This window comes from Streptomyces sp. bgisy159 (assembly GCF_057707805.1).
This window is the reverse complement of sequence record NZ_JBYIQX010000052.1, coordinates 25,529-45,030: the sequence shown is the minus strand read 5'-3', so window position 1 is coordinate 45,030 and position 19,502 is coordinate 25,529. Positions and strand designations below refer to the sequence as shown.

Annotated in this window: 12 protein-coding genes; all 12 read left to right on the top strand. The window is 72.4% G+C overall.

Features of this window, described 5'->3' with window-relative positions; genetic code table 11:
• Positions 1–511 precede the first annotated feature (511 nt).
• The 12 genes from AC3ET3_RS31955 to AC3ET3_RS31900 all read left to right on the top strand — a co-directional run bounded on the left by AC3ET3_RS31955 (position 512) and on the right by AC3ET3_RS31900 (position 19,502).
• Positions 512–1,564 (top strand): iron-containing redox enzyme family protein, encoded by a 1,053-nt coding sequence (locus tag AC3ET3_RS31955; protein WP_435613384.1) that lies wholly within the window; start codon positions 512–514, stop codon positions 1,562–1,564.
• A gap of 84 nt (positions 1,565–1,648) precedes the next feature.
• Positions 1,649–2,332: a 2OG-Fe dioxygenase family protein gene (locus AC3ET3_RS31950; protein WP_435613383.1), complete on the top strand. Its 684-nt coding sequence runs from the start codon at positions 1,649–1,651 to the stop codon at positions 2,330–2,332.
• The gene (gene dapF, locus AC3ET3_RS31945; protein ID WP_435613382.1) at positions 2,329–3,198 is read left to right on the top strand and encodes a diaminopimelate epimerase; all 870 of its coding nucleotides are present in this window, start codon (positions 2,329–2,331) and stop codon (positions 3,196–3,198) included. The genes AC3ET3_RS31950 and dapF overlap by 4 nt, the downstream gene beginning before the upstream one ends.
• Before the next feature lie 20 nt (positions 3,199–3,218).
• A complete protein-coding gene (locus AC3ET3_RS31940; RefSeq protein ID WP_435613381.1) occupies positions 3,219–5,303 on the top strand; it encodes a molybdopterin-containing oxidoreductase family protein in 2,085 nt (694 codons plus the stop codon).
• A 45-nt stretch (positions 5,304–5,348) separates the two neighbouring features.
• Positions 5,349–5,639 (top strand): hypothetical protein, encoded by a 291-nt coding sequence (locus tag AC3ET3_RS31935; RefSeq protein WP_435613380.1) that lies wholly within the window; start codon positions 5,349–5,351, stop codon positions 5,637–5,639.
• Between the two features lie 33 nt (positions 5,640–5,672).
• On the top strand, positions 5,673–5,906 hold the full coding sequence (locus AC3ET3_RS31930) for an MbtH family protein (RefSeq protein WP_435613379.1): 234 nt from the start codon (positions 5,673–5,675) through the stop codon (positions 5,904–5,906).
• Positions 5,903–8,185: an amino acid adenylation domain-containing protein gene (locus AC3ET3_RS31925; RefSeq protein WP_435613378.1), complete on the top strand. Its 2,283-nt coding sequence runs from the start codon at positions 5,903–5,905 to the stop codon at positions 8,183–8,185. Before AC3ET3_RS31930 ends, AC3ET3_RS31925 begins: the two co-directional genes overlap by 4 nt.
• Before the next feature lie 81 nt (positions 8,186–8,266).
• On the top strand, positions 8,267–9,529 hold the full coding sequence (locus AC3ET3_RS31920) for a cytochrome P450 (protein WP_435613377.1): 1,263 nt from the start codon (positions 8,267–8,269) through the stop codon (positions 9,527–9,529).
• 36 nt (positions 9,530–9,565) lie between these two features.
• Positions 9,566–10,306 carry a thioesterase II family protein gene (locus tag AC3ET3_RS31915; RefSeq protein ID WP_435613376.1) on the top strand — a complete coding sequence of 247 codons (741 nt, stop codon included), beginning with the start codon at positions 9,566–9,568 and terminating at the stop codon, positions 10,304–10,306.
• 12 nt (positions 10,307–10,318) lie between these two features.
• Positions 10,319–15,112, top strand: a complete 4,794-nt coding sequence (locus tag AC3ET3_RS31910; protein ID WP_435613375.1) for an amino acid adenylation domain-containing protein — start codon at positions 10,319–10,321, stop codon at positions 15,110–15,112.
• Entirely contained in the window at positions 15,109–18,375 is a 3,267-nt protein-coding gene (locus AC3ET3_RS31905) for a non-ribosomal peptide synthetase (protein ID WP_435613374.1), read from the top strand. Before AC3ET3_RS31910 ends, AC3ET3_RS31905 begins: the two co-directional genes overlap by 4 nt.
• Positions 18,372–19,502, top strand: a complete 1,131-nt coding sequence (locus AC3ET3_RS31900; RefSeq protein WP_435613373.1) for a thioesterase domain-containing protein — start codon at positions 18,372–18,374, stop codon at positions 19,500–19,502. Before AC3ET3_RS31905 ends, AC3ET3_RS31900 begins: the two co-directional genes overlap by 4 nt.

Here is a 19,502-nt window from a genome sequence, read left to right as displayed (position 1 = left end):
ACCTGACACGGGGCGGTTCATGGGATCAGGTCGTCCAGGGTGAGGGAGGTCTTGGTGGCGGGTGGGGCGGACCTACCATCCGGCGTCGGGGTCGATGGAGGTGACGGGGCTGTGGGAGGCAGCCCTTTGGCGTGGTGCCGATGGCAGTGGCGTTGAGACTGACCGAGCAGTCCCAGCGCTCCTCCAGCAAGGGGTTATCCACCATCCCCGCACAACTCTCCTCGCAGATCGCTCAGGCCGACGCCGTCAGCGACGGAGTGCATTCGGGCGGGAGCTCCAGCGGCGGATGTCGTCCAACAGTCCGAGGGCCGCCTGAACAAGGGGATTCGCCGCCCCAGCGAACGTGACCCACCTGCCCCCTCTCGTGGCAGGGTATTGACGTGGCAACACCCTGCCAGGCGCAGCGGCTGACAGTTGCCCTGGGCGTGCTCAATCCTTTCTACGTACCGCAGTTTGCCAATGGGTCGAGAACCCGGAGGCTCACAGGGAAGATGGTCGAAAGGATGGTGGCATGTCGAATTTCCGGCGCATGGCCCTGCCCTTGCTGCAGATATTCAGGGAGGCGGTGAAATCTCCTTCCAGCGCGATATGGCAAGGGCTGACCGAGAACTACAGCGAACGGGCCGAGTTGACCCAGGAATGCCGGGAACTCGCGCACCGGGCGTTCCGTGACGGGGACCCCCGGAGCCACGAGCATCTGCACGACGTGCTCACGGACGTCTACGCGTACGAGTTCAGCCAGACCGCGGCGAGCAGCCCGGACCAGGACACGCAGCCGGTCATCAGGGACGTCACGAGCATCCTCGAGAACGCCATGCTGGAGAACGAGTTCCGGCAGGTCCCGGAGGCGTGGCTGAAGGGCTACCCCACCGGGGGCAAGGAGTACGTCCGCTGGCTCAAGGCCCTCATCCAGGAGCACCCGGCGAGTTCGCACCCCATGTACTCCCGCCATCTGGCCAAGTCGGCGACCACCGAGGACATCCGCTTCCTGCTGGCTCAGGAGACGTCTCTGGATCCCCGTTTCGACGACATCCTGGCCGTCATGCAGGTGGGCACCAAGGGTGCCGAGAAGATGGAGATCGCGGCGAATTACTGGGACGAGATGGGCAATGGCGACTTCGTAGAGGTACACACGACGCTGTTCTCCCAGTGCCTCGCCTCCATTGATGTGGACCAGGACTACATCGACCGGAATCTTCTGCTGGAAGCCAAGGAGTGCGGCAACATATCAGCCGCTATTGCCTTGTCCCGTCGGAATTACCAGCGAGCCATCGGGTACTACGGCGTCACCGAATTCCTGGCGCCCCGCAGGTTCCGTCAGCTGGTTACGGCGTGGGACCGGCTGGGGCTTCCGGCGGAGGGCAAGATCTACCACGACGTGCACATCGGAGTAGACGCCCGCCACGCGGCCGGCTGGTACAAGAACGTCATCGGTCCGGTCGTCGAGCGCGATCCGGACGCCGGGCGCGAGATCGCCCTAGGCACCTGCGTGCGCCTGAACAGCTCGCAGCGGTACCTCGACCGGGTTCTTGAGCACTGCGAGAGGCAGTCGGCGGCCGCCTGAGCCCGCGCCCCACCCCGCCCATGTGCCGGTGTCAGACCGGCTTGCGACTCATTCACCGGCCTTCCCACCAGAAAGGCATCACCCATGGCTCTCAACGAGCAGGGCTTCCGTGTGTTCTCCCTTCCCGAGACGGGCAGCGACATCCTGGAGAGCTTCGACGACCTGGGCTTCGACGAGTACATCGGCAACGGCAACCGCTGGCGGCGCTTCTCCCAGTACAAGCTGGTGCACAAGGACGGTGCCTGGGACTTCGAGCTGCTCCCGCACCGCCCGTACGTCACCTACTCCAAGTTCAACCCCATCGCGGGAGGGATCCGCCGCCACTACAAGCCGATCGAGGTCGACTTCACCGAGCACATCCGGGAGGCGTGTGCCCAGATCCCGCTGCCCGAGGACGACGTCTGGCAGATCAACGTCCACCAGTACCGGGTCATCACCAACAAGGATCTGCAGGGTGTCGTCGTTCCCGAAGGCGTCCACCAGGACGGCCACGAGTTCGTGGTGATCTCCGTCTACCGCAGGGCCGGCATTACCGGTGCGGAACTCACGCTGCGCAACGCGGAGGACAAGGAGACGCCGATCTTCACCACGACGGTCCAGGAGGGCCAGGCCGTCGCCTTCGACGACCGCCAGCTGTGGCACTACGTGACAGACATCGTGCCGGTCGAGGACGAGGGGTACCGGGACATCACCGTCGTGTCCTTCTCGCGCTGGAGCGAGCGCTGGTACGGCGAGGACTTCGAGACCGAGGCCGTCAGCCAGGGATGAGCACCGTCGTCAAGTACCACGCCCTGGGCAACGACTACCTGATCGCCGACCCCGCACAGGCGGCGCCCGCCCCCGGCGCGGACGCGACCCGGCTGCTGTGCGACCGGCACACCGGAATCGGCGCGGACGGAGTGCTATACGGCCCGCTCCCCGCCCAGGCCGACGGGGACGACGTGTTCGACGTGCGGGTCTTCAACTCGGACGGCTCGGAGTGCGCGCGTAGCGCGAACGGCCTCCGCGTCTTCGCCCGGTACCTACGCGAGTACGGCCACACCGAGCGGGACGAGATCACGCTCAGGACGTCCGGCGGGAGCGTGCACGTGCGCCTCGGCGGCCGTCCGGACGGCGTCGGCACCATCGACCTGGGCACCTGTACGCACCACGACCCCGGGCAGCCCGGCGGCGCCGAGTTGATCGACGTACCAGTGGACCTCGCCCCGGGAGTCAGGCTGAACATCACGGCCGTGTACAACGGCGTGCCGCATGTCGTCGTACCGGTCGACGACGCCGACGTCAGCTTGGCCGCGCGCCTCGGTCCCGCGCTCGTCGGCCACTCCCACTTCCCGGCACGGCCGAACATCGAGTTCCTCACCGTCGAGGACCGGCGCACCATCCGGATCGAGATTTGGGAGCGGGCCGCCGGATACACCCTGGCCTCCGGCAGCGGGGCCTGCGCCGCCGCCTGCGCCGCCCGGAGGCTGGGACTCATCGACGACAGGGTCACTGTGGTCATGCCGGGTGGGTCGGTGAAGGTGCAGATCACCGGCGACGAGCGGGTGCTGCTCACCGGGCCCTGCTCCCGCGTCGGGACCACGACCCTGGCCGACGAGTTCCTGTCGCTGCTGAGCACGGAGCGGCAACCATGAACCGGACGAGGGGAGTTCCCATGTCAGGCGCGCCCGCGAGCACAAGGTCCGGCCTGAAGATCGTGCCCGGAGCCTGCCCACTGGACTGCCCCGACGGATGCTCCTGGCAGGTCCAGGTCGAGAACGGAACGGCCGTCGGGCTGCGTGGCACCCCTGACCACCCGTACACACGCGGCGCTCTGTGCGTGAAGGTCAACCAGTACCTGGAGCACACCCGGGCGCCTGACCGCCTGCTCCACCCCCTGCGCCGGACCGGCCGCAAGGGCGAGGGCAGGTTCGTCCGCATCAGCTGGGACGACGCCCTCGACGAGATCGCCCGACGCCTGTCGGAGGTGATCGACCGGTACGGCGGCGAAGCGATCTGGCCCTACCAGGGGACCGGGAACCTGGGGTACGTCCAGGGGCTCCAGGGGCGGGCGGGCAGCCGGCTGTGGAACACGCTGGGCGCCTCCCGCCACGACATGACCATCTGCTCCATCGCGGGACTGGTCGGCACGGAGTACACGCTGGGCACCAGCCGCGGCATGGATCCGGAGGACCTGCGTCACTCGCGGCTGATCCTGCTGTGGGGCACCAACACCCTCACCACGAGCCACCACCTGTGGAAGGTGGTGGCGGAGGCCCAGCGGTCGGGGGCCCATGTGGTGGCCATCGATCCCGTCCTGACCCGTACGGCACGACTCGCCGACGAGCACGTGCCGCTCCGTCCGGGCACGGACGCCGCGCTCGCCCTCGGACTGCTCCACGTGGTGGTCTCCCTCGGCGCCGAGGACCGTGCGTATCTGGCGAAGCACACCCTGGGCTGGCCCGAGTTCCGCACCCGGATCGAGGAGTTCACGCCGGAACGCACGGCGCGGATCTGCGGGTTGCCGATGGAGAGCGTGGTGCGGCTGGGGGAGCGGCTGGCCGTGACCCGGCCCACCGGGATGAAGGCCGCGCAGGGGATCCAGCGGCACGCCGGCGGGGGCATGGCCCTGCGCACCCTCGCCGCACTGCCCGGGGTGACCGGCGACTGGAAGTACCCGGGGGGCGGTATCGCGTACTCGACGGACGGCTACTTCGGCGGCGACCGGGAGGCCCTCTACCGCGACGATCTGCTGCCCCATCCGGTGCGCAGCCTGTCGATGACCCGTCTCGGCGAGGCGCTCACCACCGTCGACGATCCGCCCGTCAAGGCGCTGTTCGTGTACGGGGCGAACCCGGCCGCCGCCGTGGGCGGGCAGGGCGCCGTGCGCGCCGGCCTGCTGCGCGAGGACCTGTTCACCGTGGTCATGGACCACTTCCACACGGACACGGTGGACTACGCGGACATCGTGCTGCCCGCCACGATGCAGCCGGAGCACGCCGACCTGCACGACGGGTACGGCCACCTGTACATCGCCTGGAACGAGCCCGCCGTCGAACCGCCCGGCGCCTGCCTGTCCACCACCGAGACGTTCCGCCGACTGGCGGCCCGGCTCGGCCTGAAGGACCCATGCCTGTACGCGTCGGACGAGGAACTGGCCCGGGAGCTGCTGTCCAGCGGGCACCCGTCGCTGGACGGGATCGACCTGGACCGGCTGCGCCGCGAGGGCTGGGCCCGGCTGAACTACCCGAGCCCCTTCTTGCCGTTCGCGGAGGGCTTCCCCACCCCGTCCGGAAAGCTGGAGTTCGTGTCGGCCACGGCGGCGGCGGATGGACACGACCCGCTGTGCGGCTACACCCCTCCGCGGGAGGCCGCCGACGAGGAGCTGGCGCGCCGGTTCCCGCTGGTGCTCATCTCGTCCGCGTCGCACTTCTTCCTCAACACGACCTTCGCCAACAAGGAGTCGCTGATCCGCCGGGCCGGCGGCCCCACGGTCGAACTCCATCCGGACGACGCGGCGGCCCGTGGGCTGACCGAGGGGCAGGAGGTCCGTGTCTTCAACAACCGGGGCGCCTTCACCGCGGAACTGCGGGTGGGGCGGTCCGTCCGCCCCGGGGTCGCCAGGACCACCAAGGGCCACTGGTCGAGGCTCATGGGCGGCGCGCCGGGCGTCAACGCCACGGTGGCCGAGCGGGACGCCGACATGGGGGGCGGAGCCGTCTATCACGACAACCGGGTGGAGGTATGCACAGCGGAATGACGCCGTAATTCTTTGTCACCCACCCTCTCACGCGAGCGCGAGGCCATGCGGATCGCTGTTGCATTCTTTCTTCCACCGCCGGGAAAACCGACCGACATCGGGCACCTCTTTCGCCAGTCGGATCGTTACGGCGATGAACTCCAGTACGTCCATGTGCATCCGGCGAACGGGCTTCTGTTGGTGACGATGTTCCTGCGCAGCCTCACCCAGCAGGCGGCGCTGGAGACCGCTCAGAGCCTGTGCTCGGAGGTGACGGAGCATCACCTCTCGCCGTCCTGGGTCCTGGTGGAAGTGGCCGCGGACGGCCAGGAAGGCAGCGCTTCGCAGGGGCTGTGAGCCCCGGGAAAACCCAGAAGAACAGTCAACGCAATGAATCACCAAGGGGAGACCCCTGTGTCCATATCGCAGACGGAGAACAACTCGGTGCGCTATCTCGTGGTGCTGAACCACGAGGAGCAGTATTCGATCTGGCCGGCCGCCCGGGAGATTCCTGCGGGCTGGCGCGCCGAAGGCACGGAGGGCACCGAGGAGGAATGCCTGGCGCACATCGACCGAGTCTGGACGGACATGCGTCCGCTGAGTGTCAGGACGGCCGGGGCGTGAACACGAGCATCGAGGAGACCCTCGCGGCGGTCGTGGCCGCCCTGTACCGCCGTACCCTCCAAGAGCGGATCACCGTCGGCTGCCTGGTGACAGAGGGGCCGGAGACACGCGAGGGCTGTGCCGAGTTCGAGGCGGACGCGTCGGAGACATTCGCCGGGCTGGTGACGCAGGCCGGGAAGGCGCTGGTCGACCTGGGGGACCAGGCGCGGACGGGCGGCGAGTCGCCGGAGCCTACCGTTTGGTTCAGCGGTGTGCCCGCCGACCCCGAGGGGCGGGCGGAGAACCGTCCGCTGGTCCGGCTCGCGGCGGACGGCACCGTCGAGGTGTCCGGCGGGCACGGCCAGGAGTGGGAGCCGGGTGAGACGGAGCTGTTCGAGCACGTCGTACGAGCCGTCCTGAGCGCCGGGCGGGCCGCGCTCGGGACCCCCCTCGCCCAGCTCCGGCTGACCTCGCCCGATACGAACACGGACGGTTTCTGGGGCTCGGCCCAGGCCCCGGAGCAGGCCGTCCGGCTGAACGAGCTGATCGCCGAGCAGGCCGCCCGCGGGCCGCGCGAGCCGGCGGTCAGCCACGCCGGGCAGAGCCTCAGCCGCGAGGAGCTGGACCGGCGCGCCCGGGCGCTGGCGGCTGCCCTCCAGGCGCAGGGCGTCGGCCCCGAGAGCGTCGTCGCCGTGCTGATGGAGCGCTCCCTCGACCTGATCGTCACGCTGCTGGCGGTGCTGAAGTCCGGCGCGGCGTACCTGGCGCTCAGCCCCGATGATCCCGCGCCGCGGCTGGCCGCCCTGACCGAGGACGCGGGGGTGCGGGTCGCCGTCGCCCCGCCCGGCCTGGCCGGACTCGTGCCTGAGGGCATCGCCGTCCTGGACCCCGCCGACCACACGGTCGAGGCCGAGGCCTTCGTGCCGCCCACCGGGCTGACGCCGGACCACCTCGCCTACCTCTGCTACACCTCCGGCTCGACCGGCGAGCCCAAGGGCGTCGGCGTACCGCATCGTGCCGTGTCCCGGCTGGTGCGCGGCACGGACTGGGTGGACATCCGGCCCGACGACGTCTTCCTCCACCTGTCCCCGGTCTCCTTCGACGCCGCCACGTTCGAGATCTTCGGTGCCCTGGTGAACGGCTGTCGGCTGGCGGTGCTGCCCGCCGGGCGCATCGAGATGGAGCAGCTGGCCACAACCGTACGGGACGAGCAGGTCAGCGTCCTGCTGCTGCCGACCGGTCTGCTGCACGCGACGATCGCGTCCCGGATCGACGTCTTCACCGGCGTGCGCCATGTCCTGACCGGCGGGGACGTCGCCTCCGCCCCGCATGTGCGGCAGCTCTTCGAGGCCCACCCGGGTGTGGTCTACACCAACGGGTACGGCCCGACGGAGAACACCACGTACACCACCTGCTGGACGAGCGACACCCCGCCGCCGGGCGCGTCCGTGCCGATCGGAGCCCCCGTCAGCGGCACGTCCGTGGCCATCCTGGACGCCGGGCTCGACCCGGTGCCGCCGGGGGTGGCGGGCGAGCTGTACACCGCGGGCGAGGGACTGGCCCGGGGCTATCTGAACCGGCCGGCCGCGACCGCCGCCCGCTTCCTCCCGCACCCGTCGCCGCGGCGCCCCGGGGAGCGGATGTACCGGACTGGCGACCTGGCCAGGCGCCGGGCCGACGGCACCGTGGAGTACCTGGGCCGGGCGGACCGGCAGGTCAAGGTGCGGGGCTACCGCGTCGAACTCGGCGCGGTCGAGGAAGCGCTGACCGGCTGCCCCGAGGTCTCGGTCGCCGCGGTCGCCGCGCAGGACGACGGCGGAACGGGCCAGCGGCTCATCGCCTACGTCGTCCCGGCGGAGTCCGCAGCCAGCACCACCGACCCGGCCGCCCTCGGCACGCTGCTGCGGGACCGGCTCGCCGCCCGCCTCCCGGCCTACATGGTCCCCTGGGCGGTCCTGGTCCGCCCGCACCTGGAGCTGAACCGCAACGGCAAGGTGGACCGCAGGGCCCTGCCCGCGGTGAGCCGGCAGCCCCGCACCGTCTGGAACGAGTACGTGGCGCCCACCACCGAACTGGAGCAGCGGCTCGCCGACCTGTGGGGACAGGCCCTCGGCATCGAACCCGTCGGGGTGGAGGACGACTTCTTCGACCTTGGCGGCCACTCCCTGATGGCGGCGGAGCTGCTGTCCGCCCTGCACGAGCAGTTCGGCGTCGACATCCCCGCGCGCACGCTCTACCTGCGCCCGACGATCGCCGAACTCGCCACCGCGATCGAGGCCGCCGCCCCCACCGACGGCTGAACCAAGCCGACGCCCGGCCGTGCGCGGCCGTCCGGCCGCCCCGCCTTCGCCCGGCCTCACCCAAGGACAGGACCACCCACCATGCTGGACATCACCCCGTCGGCGGCGCGCTGCCCCGTGGCGCACAACCTCGGCGACCTGACCGATCCCGGCCTGTACAGCTCCGGTGACCCGCACACGACCTGGGCCCAGCTGCGGGCCCACGCGCCGGTGAGTCGCCGGACGGCGGCCGACGGCCAGCCGTACTGGTCCATCACCAAGTACGCCGACGTCGACCACGTCCTGCGCGACCACGCGACGTTCACCTCCGAGCGCGGCACGCTGCTGGTGCTCCTGGGCCGCGACGACCCGGCGGGCGGCCGGCAGATGGCCGCGACCGACCCGCCCCGTCATGCCGACCTCCGGGAGCCGCTGCAGAGGGCCCTCGCGATCAAGCAGGTTGAGGCGAAGCGGGAGCAGATCCGCGCCGCGGTCCTCCCCCTGATCACCCCGCTCGGCGACGGCGGCCCCTACGACCTGGCCGAGCGCATGACCAGGATGCCGATGGCGGTCATCGGCACCCTGATGGACCTGCCGCACGCGGACCGAGCCCGGCTCATCGAACTCACCGCCGCCGCGATCGCCCCCGACGACCCCCGCTTCGCCCGCCCCGGAGGCACGCAGGCCGTCCTCAAGGCAGCCCACCGCGAACTGTTCGCCTACTTTCAGGACCTGGTGAAGGGCCGTCAGAAGGCGCCCGGCGACGACCTCGTCAGCCTACTGCTGCGGATGGAGCTGGACGGGCGGCGGCTGACGCTCGGCGAGATCGTCGCGAACTGCTACAGCCTGCTGCTCGGCGCCAGCGTAACCATGGCCCAGGTGCCGGTCACCGCGCTCGACGAGCTGATGGGCACCCCCACCCTCGACGACTGGGCGGGCGATTCCTCCGCGCTCGCCACCGGCGTCGAGGAGGCGCTGCGCTGGTCGTCGCCCACCAACCACTTCATGCGGTACGCCACCCGCGACGTCGAACTCCGCGGCCAGCGCATCGGCGCGGGCGACCCGGTCGTGGTGTGGCTCGGTTCGGCCAACCGGGACGAGGAGGTCTTCCCCGACCCGTTCACCTTCGACATCCGGCGTCGGCCCAACAAGCACATCGCGTTCGGCATCGGACCGCACTACTGCGTGGGGCACACCGTGGCCCGGGTTTCGCTGCGGGTCGTGATGGCCGAACTCTTCAGCCGCTTCACCGAGTTCGCGCCGGCGGGCCCAGGCAGGCGGCTGCACTCCAACATCATCAACGGCTGGGAAAGCCTGCCGATCACGGCGCGGAACCGGCTCAAGCGGGCCCCCGTCGCGTACTGACCCGTCCGTCTCCAGAGCCCACCAGAGGACTGACCCATGACATCGACCACCACACGGCGTAGCCGACTCTTTCTGCGTGAGCCGCTGCCCGAGGCCCGGGCGCGGGTCTTCCTGCTCCCCTACTCGGGGTGCGGCGCCAGCATGTACCGGCAGTGGCCGGTGCTGCATGAGGGCGTCAACTTCTGCCCGGTGCAGCTGCCCGGCCGGGAGAACCGCATGCGGGAGGAGCCCTTCGACAGCTACGAGGCCATGGCGGACGCCCTGGCCTCGGAGCTGCTGCTGTACCTGGACCGGCCCTACGCCCTGTTCGGCCACTGCAGTTCCGCGCTCGCCGCGTACGAGACAGCGCTGCGGCTGACCGAGCGCGGTGCCCCGCCGCCCGCCCGGCTCGTCGTCTCCTCCGAGGTCGCCCCGCAGGACGGCCCGTACGGGCGGTTCCTGGAGATGACCGACGCCGAACTGGCCGAGGAGCTGCGCGACCTGCTGGTCGGCATGGGAGGCGAGCCGCATCCGGGGCTTATCGACCTGGCCCTGGGCGTGCTGCGGCACGACGTGGAGGTCAACAAGCGCTACCACGTGCCCGAGCCGCGCCGGCTGCCGTGCCCCATTACCTCCGTCGGCTGGAGCCGTGACACCGGGATCGAGCCGCGCCTGATGGGCGGCTGGACGGCCTGCGGCGACACCGAGCAGGTCGTCCTCGACGGCGACCACTACGCGTTCGTCGCCGCGCCCGAGGCCCTGCTCCGCCTGTTCACCGACATATCCGCGACCGCATAGGACGGACAGCCCATGGCTCTCACCGACCGTGCGCAGGGATCACTGTCGCCGGCCAAACTCGCCCTGCTGGCGAAGTTGCGGGGCGAGCGGACCGGGCCCGCGCCGACCCCGCGCCCCGCCCTGCCTCGCCGCCCCGATCCTGGCACGGCCTCGGCGACCCACGCCCAGGAGTCCCTGTGGTTCCTCGACCAGTACCTGGGGGACGAGGCCGCCGCCTACAACCTCGGGTCGGCGCTGCGAATGCCCGGGAACCTGGACGTCGGGCTGCTCGCGGAGTGCCTGACCGCGCTGGTTGCCCGGCACGAGGCGCTGCGGACGACGTTCGGCACCGTCGACGGCCGGTTGCGCCAGCGGTTCTCCGCGCCGGGGCCGGTGGCGCTGCCGGTCCGGGACGCCGATCCGGCACGGCCCGACGAGGCGATCGTGGCGGCCCTGCGCGAGCCCTTCGACCTCGAGGCGGGCCCGCTGCTGCGCCCCGTGCTGTTCCGGCTCGGCCCGCACGACCACATCCTGCTGCTCACCGTCCATCACATCGTCTGCGACGGGGCGTCCGTCCAGATCCTGCTCCGTGAACTGGCCGAGGTGTACACCGCACGGGCGGCCGGCGGCCGGGAGGACCTGCCGCCGCTCACCGCCCGCTTCGGGGACTGGGCCGCTTGGACACGCGAGCCTGGGCCGGAGAGCGAGGTCCAGGACCGCCTCGCCTACTGGAAGGAGCGCCTCGCGGACGCGCCGGCCCTGCTGGAGCTGCCCACCGACCGGCCACGGCCCGCCGTCCGCACGCGCTTCGAGGGGGCGGAGACCGCCACCGTCGTCGGCCCGGCGGCCACCGCCGCGCTGCGCGTGCTGTGCCGGGAGGAAGGGGCGACCCTGTTCACGGCCGTGCTCGCTGCCTATCAGGTGCTGCTGGCGCGGCACTCGGGGCAGCGGGACATCTGCGTCGGGGTGCCGGTCGCGGGCCGTTCGCGGCCCGAGACGCGGGACATGGTCGGCCTGTTCGTCAACACCGTGGTCGCCAGGGGCCGGGTGGACTCCACCCTGACCTTCCGCGGTCTGGTCCGGGCGGCCCGGCAGACCATGGCTGAGGCCTACGACCACCAGGACGTCCCGTTCGACCAGGTGACCGCCGCGCTGTGCCCTGACCGCACCGCCGCGCACAACCCGCTGTTCCAGGCCTACCTGGACGTCACCCCGGCCCGGGAACCCGCGTCGGCCGCGGCCAGCACCGACTGGCGGGAGTACCCGCTGCCCGCCCCCTACGCCAAGTTCGACCTCAGCCTCGGGCTCACCGAGCGCGAGGACGGGCTGGAGGCGCTCTTCGGCTACCGCACCGACCTGTTCGCCCCCGACTCGATCGAGCGGCTCGCCGCGCGCTTCGTCCGGCTGCTCGGCTACCTGGCCGCCCAGCCGGACCTGCCGCTGGCGGACCTGCCGCCGCTGCCGGAGGACGAGCTGCGCGAGGTGCTCGCGGGGGGCACCGGTGAGACGGTCCGCATCAACGACGACGCCCTCGGCACGGCACTGGCCGACCGGGCCGCGCGGACGCCCGACGCGGTGGCCGTCCGGTTCGAGGGCGCGGAGCTGACGTACCGGGAACTCGACGCCCGGGCGTCCCGGCTCGCCCGGCTGCTGATCGCGCAGGGCGCTGGTCCCGGCCGGGTGGTCGCCGTGGACGTGCCGCGGTCCCTGGAGCTGATCGTCGTCCTCGGCGCGATCGCCCGCAGCGGTGCCGCCTACCTGCCGCTGGACCGCGACCACCCGGCGGACCGGCTGCGGTTCATGCTGGAGGAGGCCGCGCCGGTCTGCCTGCTGACCACCAGCCGGTCGCCCTGCCCCCGGCCGGACACGCTGCCCTGGGTGGCCATGGACGACCCCGCGTTGGAACAGCGGCTCGCCGCGCTGCCGGCCGGCCCGCTGCTCGACGATGAGCTGCGCGCGCCCCGGCATCCGCTGGACCCCGCCTACGTGCTGTACACCTCGGGCTCGACCGGGCGCCCCAAGGGCGTGCTGGTGCCGCAGCGGGGCATCCTCAACCGGCTGCGCTGGATGCAGTCCGCCTATCCGCTGACCGCGGCCGACCGGGTGCTGCAGAAGACCCCGTCGTCCTTCGACGTGTCGGTGTGGGAGTTCTTCTGGCCGCTGCTGGAGGGGGCGACCCTGGTGGTGGCCCGGCCCGACGGCCACCGCGATCCCGCCTACCTCGCGGAGCTGGTCCGGCGTGAGGGCGTCACCACGCTGCACTTCGTGCCGTCCATGCTCGATGTCTTCCTCCAGGAACCGACGGCCGCCGGCTGCCGGAGCTTGGGGCGGGTGCTGTGCAGCGGGGAGGCCCTTCCCGCAGCGCTGGCCGACCGGTTCCACGCGGTGCTGCCCCATGTGGAGCTGCACAATCTGTACGGCCCCACCGAGGCCTCCGTCGACGTGACCGCCTGGCCCTGCCCGGCGGGCGGGTCCGGCGCCGACATCCCCATCGGCCGGCCGGTGTGGAACACGGCGGCGCGCGTCCTCGACGACGGTTTCCAGCCCATGCCGCCGGGCAGCCCCGGTGAACTGTGCCTCTCCGGCGACCAGCTCGCCCTCGGCTACCTCGGCCGGCCGGGACTGACCGCCCAGCGGTTCGTCCCCGATCCCTGGGGGCCGCCGGGGTCCCGGATGTACCGCACCGGGGACCTGGCACGGGTGCGCGGCGACGGGGCGCTGATGTTCCTCGGCCGGGCCGACCACCAGGTGAAGATCCGCGGTCTGCGGATCGAACTCGGCGAGATCGAGGCCGTACTGGCCGGGCATCCGGCCGCGGCGCGCGTGGTGGTGACGGTCCGCACGGACCGGCCGGGGGAGCAGCGACTGACCGCCTACGTCACCGGCGCCGGCGACGCGCTCCCCGGCCCGGAGGAGCTGCGGGAGCTGGCCGCGGCGGCGCTTCCAGCGTACATGGTCCCCGCTGACATCGTGGTGCTCGACCGGTTTCCCACCACGGTCAGCGGCAAGGTCGACCGTGCTGCCCTGCCCGCGCCGGCGGCACCGCGCCAGGACGCCGCCGAGCGGCCGGCGACGGACCGGGAGGCCGTGCTGTGCGCGCTCTACGCCGACCTGCTGGGCTTGGACGGAGTCGGACCGCTGGACGACTTCTTCGCCCTGGGCGGCGACAGCATCGGCTCGATCCACCTGGTCGGCAGGGCCCGGCGGGTCGGTCTCCAGCTCACTCCGCGGCAGGTCTTCGAGCACCGGACCCCCCGCGCCCTGGCCCAGGTGGCGGCGGTCACCGGTGCCGACGAGGGCGGGGCCGCGGAGGACGACGGCAGCGGCACGGTCCCGCTGACGCCGATCATGTGCTGGTGGCGCGGCCAGGGTGGCCCGACCGCGGGCTTCCACCAGTCCCTGCTGGTGAGCACCCCGCTCGGGATGACGGATCGTCAGCTCGCCGAGGTTCTGCAGGCGTTGCTGGACCGGCACGACATGCTGCGCGCCGCGCTGGTCACGACCGAGCAGGGCGAGGAGCTGCTGGAGGTGCCCGCACCGGGCTCCCGGTCGGCCGAGGACGTGCTGACCCGCGTCGAGGCGGACCCGGCCGGGGCGGCGGCGGGAGCCAGTCTGCGGGACCGCCACGAAGCGGAGGCCGCCGCCCGGCTGGTCCCCGAGGCGGGCCGCATGGTCGACGCCGTATGGTGGGACGCCGGTCCCGACGCGCCGGGACAACTGCTGCTCCTCGTCCACCACTTGGCGGTCGATGGCGTGTCCTGGCGCATCATCGGGGACGATCTGGCGCAGGCCTGGCAGGCGGTGGCCCGGGGCGAACGGCCCCGGCTCGATCCGGTCCCGGTCTCCTTCCGCCGCTGGGCGCGGCTGCTGCACCGGACGGCGATCGACCCCGCTCGGGAGGCCGAGGCCGGGTACTGGCAGCGGGTGGGGCAGGCCGGTGACGCCGGCGCGGAGCAGGCAAAGAGCGTGCCGGGGCGCACCGCCGACGAGGTCGTCACCCTGGAGCGGACGCTGCCGGCCGGCCTCACGGCGCAGCTGCTGGGGCCCGTGCCCGAGGCCTTCCGCACCGGCCCCGAACAGGTGCTGCTGTTTGGGCTCGCCCTGGCGGTCACCGCCTGGCGGGCCGGTCACGGGCACGCGGCGTCCGGCCGGGTCCTCGTCGACCTGGAGGGCCACGGCCGGGAGGAGTCCCTCGGCGGCCTGGACCTGTCCCGGACCGTCGGCTGGTTCACCACCCTCTACCCGGTGGCGCTCGATGTCACCGGCATCGACACGGACGACGCCCTCAAGGGCGGCCCCGCCGCGGGCACCGCGCTGAAGCGGGTCAAGGAACAACTGGCCCAGGTGCCGGACCGGGGTATCGGCCACGGACTGCTGCGGTGGCTCAACCCGGCCACCGCCCCCGCCCTGTCCGCAGCCCCCGCACCGCTGATCGGCTTCAACTACCTCGGCCGGTTCGCCGCCACCGGCGCCGAGGTGACCGTGCGGGACTGGGCGGCCGTACCTGGCGAGCCGCTGGTCGGCGGTGGTGTCCCGGATGGCACACCGGTGCCCCACCCGCTGGACATCGTGGCGATCACCGAGGACGGGCCGGAGGGTCCCCGGCTGACGGCTGGCTTCTCCTGGCCCGCGGGCCGGTTCACCGAGCCGGACGTCGCCGCGCTCGCCGGCCTGTGGGAGCGCGCCCTGGCCGGGCTGGCCCGGCACGCGGCCCGGCCCGGCAGCGGCGGAACGACCCCGTCGGACCTGACGCTCGGCGGGCTCAGCCAGCAGGAGATCGACGAACTGGAGGCGGAATTCGCCATGGCAGGAGAGGAAGAACTGTGATCAGTGAGGCCAGGCACGAGGCCGCCGGCAGCGAGCCGTCGGTGGCCCAGCGCAGCCTGTGGTTCCTCGACCGGATGGCGCAGGGACGGCCCCTCAACTCCCTCGCCTGGCGCGTCGAACTGGAGGGGGCGCTCGACACGGACGCGCTGCGCACGGCGCTGGAGACCGTCGTGGCCCGCCACGACAGCCTGCGCACGAGGTTCCCCGAGCGCGACCGGCGGCCGGTGCGCCTCGTCGAGGACCAGGTGGACGTGCCCTTCGTCGTCGAGGACCTGCGGACGGTGCCGCTCGCGGAGCGCGCCGCGGAACTGCGGCGGTCCTGCGCCAAGGACGTCGCCGCGGGCTTCGACCTGGCGCGGGGCCCGCTCCTGCGCGCGCGGCTGCTGCGCACCGCCGACACGACGCACCATCTGCTGCTGGTGGTCCACCACATCGTCTTCGACGCGGTCTCGCTGGACCTGCTGCTCGACGAGCTGGACGCCTGCTACGCGGCGACGGCCCAGGGACGGCAGCCCGAACTGGCCGCCTTGCCGGCGACCTACGACCAGTACTGCGAGGAGCAGGAGGCGCTGCTGACCGGGCCCGGACGCGGCGTACTGGCCGAGTACTGGCGCCGTCAGCTTGCCGACGCCCCGCCGCTCGTCGGCCCGCCCACCGATCGGCCGCGCGGACCCGAGCAGTCGTACGCCAGCGCCGAGCACATGCTGCGCCTAGACGCCGGACTGTCGCAGAAGGTGCGGGAGTTTGCGCGGGCGGAGCGCACCACGCCCTTCACGGTCCTGCTCGCGGCGTTCCAGCTGCTCCTGGCCCGGCTCTCCGGTCAGCGGGACGTCGTCGTCGGCTCCACCGTGTCCGGCCGGACCCACAGCCGGTACCAGCCGCTCATCGGGTTCTTCGTGAACACGGTGGCGCTGCGCGGCCGGATCGGCGCCGGGGACTCGTTCCGCACGCTGGTCCGCCAGGCCCGCACCACCGTGTTCGACGCCGTCGACCACCAGCGGCTGCCGTTCGACACGGTCGTCGACGAATTCAAGCCGGACCGCTCGCTCAGCCACAGCCCGCTGTTCCAGGTGCTGTTCGGCATGCGCACCCCCGTCCGCGCGGGCGGACGCCCCGGCGGTCTGGCCGTCCGGAACGTGGAGCAGGTCGACAACGGGCACTCGCAGTACGAACTCCTGGTGGCGGCCATCGACGAGGGGGACAGCTTCGACCTCCTCGTCGAGTACACGCCCTCCCTGTACGACGCGGCGTCGGTCATCGCGCTCAGTGAGCGGTACCGGCAGCTGCTGCACTCGGCCCTGGCCGGTCCCGACGCCCCCGCCGACACGCTCGACCTGCTCGGACCGGTGCTCACGCACCAGGTGCTGCGCGAGTGGAACGACAGCGCGCGTGAAGTGGCGAACCGAACCCTGCCCCAGGCCTTCGAGGACGCCGCCACCCGCTTCGGCGCCGCGACCGCTGTCGAGTGCGGCGAGAACCGGCTCACCTACGAGGAGCTGAACGCCGCGGCTAGCCGGCTGGCCCGGCTGCTGATCGCACGGGGCATCGGACCCGAGGACATCGTCGCCGGGGCGCTGCCGCGGACCACCGACTACGTCGTCGCGTTCCTCGCCACGGTCAAGGCGGGTGCCGCCTACCAGCCGCTGGACCTGGCGCATCCGCAGGAACGCCTGCGCACCGTGCTGGCCGACTCCCGGCCCGCCGCCGTGCTGTCCCTCGGTTCCGCGCATCCCGCCGCGCCCCCCGGCTGCCCGGCCCTGGTGCTGGACGCGCCGGAGATCCGCGCGGAGCTGGCGGGGCTCTCCGCGGCCGATGTGACGGACGCCGAGCGCACCACGCCGCTGCTGACCGCCCACCCCGCCTACCTCATCCACACCTCCGGCTCGACGGGCCGCCCCAAGGGCGTCCTCGTGTCCCACACCGGCCTGGACAATTTCGCCGGCAGCCACGCGGAGAGGTTCGCGCTGACCCCGGAGAGCCGGGTGCTGCAGTTCGCCTCCCCCGCGTTTGACGCGTCGGTCGGGGACCTCGTGATGGCTCTGTACGCCGGCGCCGCGCTGGTGCTGCCGCTGGACGAGGAGCGCGTGCCCGGGCCGCCGCTGCGCGAGCTGCTGCACCGCCGGCGCATCACCCATGCCGTCCTGCCGCCCGCGGTGCTGACTGTGCTGGACCCCGACGACGCGCTGCCCCCGGGCTGCACCCTTGTCGTCGCCGGGGAGGCCTGCCCGGGCGAGCTGGCCGGGCGGTGGTCCGCCGGACGCACGATGATCAACGCCTACGGCCCGACGGAGGCCACGGTCTGCGTCACCATCAGCGAACCGCTGCGCGGCAGCGAGGCACCGCCGCTCGGCCGGCCGACGTGGAACACGCAGATCTACGTCCTCGACGCGGCCGGTCTGCCCGTCCCGCCGGGTGTCACCGGCGAGCTGTACATCGGCGGTGACCAGCTGGCCCGCGGCTATCTGGGCCGGCCGGCGCTGACGGCGGCGGCCTTTGTGCCAGATCCGTACGGGACGCGGCCCGGTGGCCGTCTCTACCGGACGGGGGACCGCGGCCGCTACCGCAGGGACGGCACCCTGGAGTACCTCGGCAGGAACGACGACCAGGTGAAGATCCGGGGCTACCGCATCGAACCCGCCGAGGTCACGGCCGTGCTGGTGGGCCATCCCGAGGTGGTCTCGGGCGTCGTCGTGGCCCGCGAGGACTCCCCCGGCGAGCGCCGGCTGGTGGCGTACGCGGTGCCCGTCCCGGGCGGCGCCGTGGACCCCGCCGAGCTGCGGGCGCACGTGGCCGCACAGCTGCCGGCCCATCTGGTGCCGTCGGCGTTCGTCCTGCTCGATGCGCTGCCCCTGACCCCCAACGGGAAGGTGGACCGGGCCCGGCTGCCGGTCCCGGCCGGCCCTCGGGGCTGCGCCGATGAGGAGCCGGTGACGGCGCTCGAGCGGCTGCTGGCCGTCCTGTGGAGCGACATGCTGGACACCGCGGTGCCGGAACTCGGCCGTGACGACGACTTCTTCGCCCTCGGCGGCCACTCGCTGTCGGCGGTCGCCCTGGCTGGCTCGCTGCAGGAGATGTTCGACCTGCCGCTGACGGCCGCCGTGGTGTTCCACGCCCCCACCATCGGCCGTCTCGCGACCCGGCTCACCACGGAACTCGGTGGCCCGGACGCCGCCGAACCGGCCGCCGAACTGCTGCTGGAGCTGCTGGCGATGAGCGAGGACGAGGCGTCCGCCAGGCTCACGGAAGAAGCTGACCTGACATGAACGACGCCGCCTGGTTCCCGGGCCGCCGCCGGGTCACCGATCCCCGCGTCAGGATGTTCTGCCTGCCGCACGGGGGCGCCGGCGCCTCCGCGTACCGCGGCTGGCAGGAGGCTCTCGGGCCGGAGGTGGAGGTCGTACCCGTCCACCTGCCGGGGCGGGAGAGCAGAGTGGCCGAGCCCCCGGAAGGGGACATGCGCCGCCTCGCCGCCCGGTTGGCCGAGCCGCTGGCCCGGCGGGCGGCCGGCCTGCCGTACGCCGTCTTCGGCCACAGCATGGGCGCGTGGCTCGGCTACGAGGTCACCCGCCTGCTGGAGGCGGCGGGCCGCCCGCCGGCCGTGCTGATCGCCTCCGGTGCGCCAGCCCCGAGCCTGCCGGTCGTGCGGGACCAGCCGCTCCACCTGCTGTCCGACGAGGCCCTCATGGCCCATCTCGGCGCGCTGGCCGGCACCCCGAGCAGCGTGCTCACCAGCCAGGACCTGCTGGAGCTGGTCGTCCCCGCCCTGCGCGCGGACTTCCGGGCGTGCGAGACGTACGTCCACGGCGACGAGGCCCCGCTGTCGGTGCCGCTCGTCGTCCTCGGCGGCGACGCCGACGCCGGCACCCCGGTCGACTCCCTCGGCCCCTGGCGCGACCTCACCCGGCTGCCGGCGACGATCTCGGTCCTGCCCGGCGGCCACTTCTTTCACCACGACGACACCAACAGGGAGGCAGTCATGGCCATCGTCTCGGACGCGCTCCAGCGGGCGGCGTCCGCCCGGCCCGCGCCCGCCGCCGTCACCCCCGAGGAAGCCGTGCGCACCTACTACAGCCTGGTGGACGCCAAGGACTTCACCGGACTGGTCGAACTGTTCACGCCCACGGCCGTCTACCGGCGGCCCGGGTACGAGCCGCTGGTCGGCAGGGAGGCGCTGGCCGCCTTCTACCGCGGCGAACGCGTCATCGTCGACGGCCGGCACTCCGTCACCACCCTGGTGGCGGAGGGCAACAGGGTGGCCGTCAACGGCACGTTCAACGGCACGGTCAAGGACGGCCGCGAGGTGGGCCTGCGGTTCGCGGACTTCTTCACGCTCGACGACGACGGCCGCTTCACCGAGCGGGACACCTTCTTCTTCACCCCGATGGTGTGA

What these genes read in the sequence shown, in the direction of transcription:
- AC3ET3_RS31955 (WP_435613384.1), top strand. Translation starts at nt 512, where the DNA reads ATGTCGAATTTCCGGCGCATGGCCCTGCCCTTGCTGCAGATATTCAGG.
- AC3ET3_RS31950 (WP_435613383.1), top strand. Translation starts at nt 1,649, where the DNA reads ATGGCTCTCAACGAGCAGGGCTTCCGTGTGTTCTCCCTTCCCGAGACG.
- dapF (WP_435613382.1), top strand. Translation starts at nt 2,329, where the DNA reads ATGAGCACCGTCGTCAAGTACCACGCCCTGGGCAACGACTACCTGATC.
- AC3ET3_RS31940 (WP_435613381.1), top strand. Translation starts at nt 3,219, where the DNA reads ATGTCAGGCGCGCCCGCGAGCACAAGGTCCGGCCTGAAGATCGTGCCC.
- AC3ET3_RS31935 (WP_435613380.1), top strand. Translation starts at nt 5,349, where the DNA reads ATGCGGATCGCTGTTGCATTCTTTCTTCCACCGCCGGGAAAACCGACC.
- AC3ET3_RS31930 (WP_435613379.1), top strand. Translation starts at nt 5,673, where the DNA reads ATGAATCACCAAGGGGAGACCCCTGTGTCCATATCGCAGACGGAGAAC.
- AC3ET3_RS31920 (WP_435613377.1), top strand. Translation starts at nt 8,267, where the DNA reads ATGCTGGACATCACCCCGTCGGCGGCGCGCTGCCCCGTGGCGCACAAC.
- AC3ET3_RS31915 (WP_435613376.1), top strand. Translation starts at nt 9,566, where the DNA reads ATGACATCGACCACCACACGGCGTAGCCGACTCTTTCTGCGTGAGCCG.
- AC3ET3_RS31910 (WP_435613375.1), top strand. Translation starts at nt 10,319, where the DNA reads ATGGCTCTCACCGACCGTGCGCAGGGATCACTGTCGCCGGCCAAACTC.
- AC3ET3_RS31900 (WP_435613373.1), top strand. Translation starts at nt 18,372, where the DNA reads ATGAACGACGCCGCCTGGTTCCCGGGCCGCCGCCGGGTCACCGATCCC.